Annotated in this window: 3 protein-coding genes; all 3 read right to left on the bottom strand. The window is 63.1% G+C overall.

All coding sequences use genetic code 11. The features are described 5' to 3' along the window. Nucleotides 1-62: 62 nt before the first annotated feature. Nucleotides 63-1,055: a tyrosine-type recombinase/integrase gene (locus tag GNZ21_RS06155; RefSeq protein ID WP_157322427.1), complete on the bottom strand. Its 993-nt coding sequence runs from the start codon at nucleotides 1,053-1,055 to the stop codon at nucleotides 63-65. Further along, nucleotides 1,052-1,987 carry a tyrosine-type recombinase/integrase gene (locus tag GNZ21_RS06150; protein ID WP_157322425.1) on the bottom strand — a complete coding sequence of 312 codons (936 nt, stop codon included), beginning with the start codon at nucleotides 1,985-1,987 and terminating at the stop codon, nucleotides 1,052-1,054. Before GNZ21_RS06150 ends, GNZ21_RS06155 begins: the two co-directional genes overlap by 4 nt. Continuing rightward, nucleotides 1,980-2,999: tyrosine-type recombinase/integrase (locus tag GNZ21_RS06145; protein ID WP_229659641.1), on the bottom strand; the 1,020-nt coding region annotated here is incomplete at its 5' end. The genes GNZ21_RS06145 and GNZ21_RS06150, both read right to left, overlap by 8 nt.

Below are 2,999 nucleotides of genomic sequence, written 5' to 3'. Positions count from 1 at the left end.
GCGGATCTATGGCCCGTGTGTCGTGGTTTTGGTGGCTGCTGGGCCCATCGGGGTCAGCATAATTAGAGCGATTTGAGCCAGGTGAGGAGGCTGTCCTCGGGCTTGTAGGTGCCGGCCGGAGTCTCTGGCTGCCGGGTCCGGTCGAGGGCGCGTTGTTTGACGGAGATATCAGCATGGAGATAGATATTCGTCGTGGCGATCGACTCATGACCGAGCCAAAGGGCGATGACGGCGGCATCGATTCCTGCGGCAAGAAACGTCATCGCGGCGGTGTGGCGCAGGGTGTGTGCCGTGATGCGTATCCGGGCGAGTTCTGGTCGGGCGGCGGCTGCGGTTTCGGCATGTCTTTGAAGTCGTTTTCGTATGGCGTCCGGGGAGAGTGACCCCCCGGTTGGGTTCGGAAACAGGACGTCTCCGGGTTTGCGGTTTCGCTCCTCAATATAGGTTTTGAGCATGGTAGCCATGGCGCTGGTAAGGGGCGTGGTTCGTTGCTTGCGGCCTTTTCCGGTGCAGGTGAGGTGGGGAGCGGCTGCAGTCAGGTTCAGGCTGGTCATGCGCAGTGCGATCAGCTCATTGATGCGAAGCCCGGCCTGTGCGGTCAAGGCGAGCATCGTCTTATCGCGTCGTCCAGTCCAGGTGTCTGTGCCGATGGCATCGAGCAGGACCTGCAGCTGATCGGCGGTGAGGTAGGACACATCGCCCCGCCCGTTTTTCTTGACCGGGATCGCGTGGATCCTGGAAATCGTGTCCAGGTGCTCCGGCGATCGTGGCGCTTGGAACGCCATCACGCTCTTAATACCGGAAAGTCTAAGGTTCCGTGTTGCGATGCTGTTTCCCCGATGCTGTTCGAGGTGATCAAGGAAGGCCATGACCTGATGCTCATCGATGTCGGTCAGGCCCAGGCTGTGGGCAGGCCTTCCAGTCTGGTCTGCAAGGAAGCCCAACAACAGTCGCCAGGTGTCGCGATAGGTGCTGATCGTCGCCGGGCTGGCTGCCCGCTGTCCGCTCAGGTATGAGGTGAAGTACTCCTGCAGTATAGGGGCGAGGCGGGTCATGATTGTTCCTTCGGGGTCGGCTCCAGCACGCCGGCGGCAATGGCTGCGAGTTCTGGAGCGGCGTGTAGGTACCAGTAGGTGTTGGCCGGGTCCGCGTGGCCCAGCCAGATCGAGAGCGCGGCGAGCGTGGCCGCCGGGTCACGGCCGTCGCGGTAGGCATCGATCATTGTGTGTGTTGCGAACGAGTGCCGAAGGTCGTGGATACGGGGCCGAGCCCCGGGACGGGGCGGAAGGTCCGCATGTTCGATCATTCGCAAGAAGGCACCCCGGACGTTGCTGACGCTGAGTTTGCGGCCATGACTGTTCACCAGCAGTGGCGGAGGCCCACTGACCTTGCCGGCAGACTTGGGTGAGGCCGCGATGTGGGCGGCCAGAACGCGGCACGTTGTTTCATCAAGACAGACCACGCGCTGACGACCAGCCTTTCCGTGCGCGATCAACATCGTCGCCCGGTCCAGGTCCAGGTCATCGATTCTCGCGGCGAGTGCCTCGCCGATCCGTATGCCAGTGACCGCAAGTAGTCCCACCAGTGTTGTCATGGTGGCTGCCCGCCACGGGGTGAACAGGTCTTTGGGCGCGGCCATGAGGGCAGCGATGTGTTCCGAAGTGTAGATGTATGGGATGGCTCGACGGCTCCCGGCAGGGCGGCGCCTTCCTTGCGGGATGCCGACTGGGAATCCGCTGCCGGCCAGATACTTGGCGAACCCCCGGACGACAGATAGCCGTTCGTCGCGCCAGGACTGCTTCGTATGCTCAGCTGCATCCGCCCAGGTGAATGCGTCGTCCTGGCTGAACAGCAGCCCGTCGCTGCGATCTGTCGGCAGCCAGGTGTCGAACTGGTGCAACAAGCGTGCGGCCTTGGGATTGGGACGGTAGCCTCGTGACTCGCGGAAGGCCAAATAGTCGCCGATCAGCTCAGTCAGTTCAGTCATGGCAGGCTCCCGCAGAGACCGGCCATGGGCGGGCCAGTCCCCGTAGTGCGACAAGGTCCAGGGAGGCGTACATACGTGTTACCTCCTCGGAGCGATGCCCGAGGAGCTCGCCCACCTCGCCCATGCCCCCGCCGGCTTCCAGGACTGCGCGGGCCGTCGTATGTCGTAGCCGATGTGCGTGCACCGTCCCCAGTCCGGCCCGGGCCGTGGCGCGGGCAACGAGGGCACTGACCGCCCAGCCGGTCATCGGTTCGTCCCTACCCTGCAACTTCAGGAAGATCTCCCGGTGATAGCTGTCCGGACGTCGACTCAAGTACCCGACGATCGCGGCCCCCACATCATGTGGCAACGGAAGACGATGCACCGCTTCGCCCTTGATCCGCGCCGTTAAAGTCCCGGCTTCCCAATCGAGATCATCCAAGAGCAGGCCCGCCACCTCGCTGGCCCGTAGTCCCAGCCGCGAAAGAACCACCAACACGGCATAGTCTCGGATGCCCGTCAAAGTGGTGAGATCCTGGGCGTCGAGCAGAAGACACATCTCTTCCCCGGACAAGGGACGCGGCCGAGGGCCGATTCCCCGTGGCGCGGACACCGGGCCGACCGCGCCCGTCAGGTCAGTGCTCGTGTGCCCTTCCAGCCATGCGAAACGCAATAGCCCTCGGAAGGACGTGGCCATCAGCTTTTTGGTCTGCGGCGCGTATGGAGCGATGAGCACCGAAACATGATCTCGAACAGTGACTGCATCTAGCCTGCTCAGCTCCACCCGGACGTCGGGTCCGGCCAGCCCGGTCAGGAACGCGTCAGCATGACGTGCATAACAAGCCCGGGTCGACAAGCGCACGTTCCTGTGCGCGGTCAAGTACCGCTCGAATCCTTCTAACAGCGCTTCAACGGAACCGCGCGGCGTCTCATCACCTGTAATTGGCACCATGCCAGCCTTCCTTCCAATGATCGGAAGGCAAGCCTCTCCCACGCCGCTCTGATTATGCTGACCCCGATGGGCCCAGCAGCC

Source organism: Nesterenkonia alkaliphila, from assembly GCF_009758175.1.
In the GTDB taxonomy this organism is placed as follows: Bacteria; Actinomycetota; Actinomycetes; order Actinomycetales; family Micrococcaceae; genus Nesterenkonia; species Nesterenkonia alkaliphila.
The sequence above is the reverse complement of the archived record's forward strand: the minus strand, read 5'-3'. Positions and strand labels throughout refer to the sequence as shown.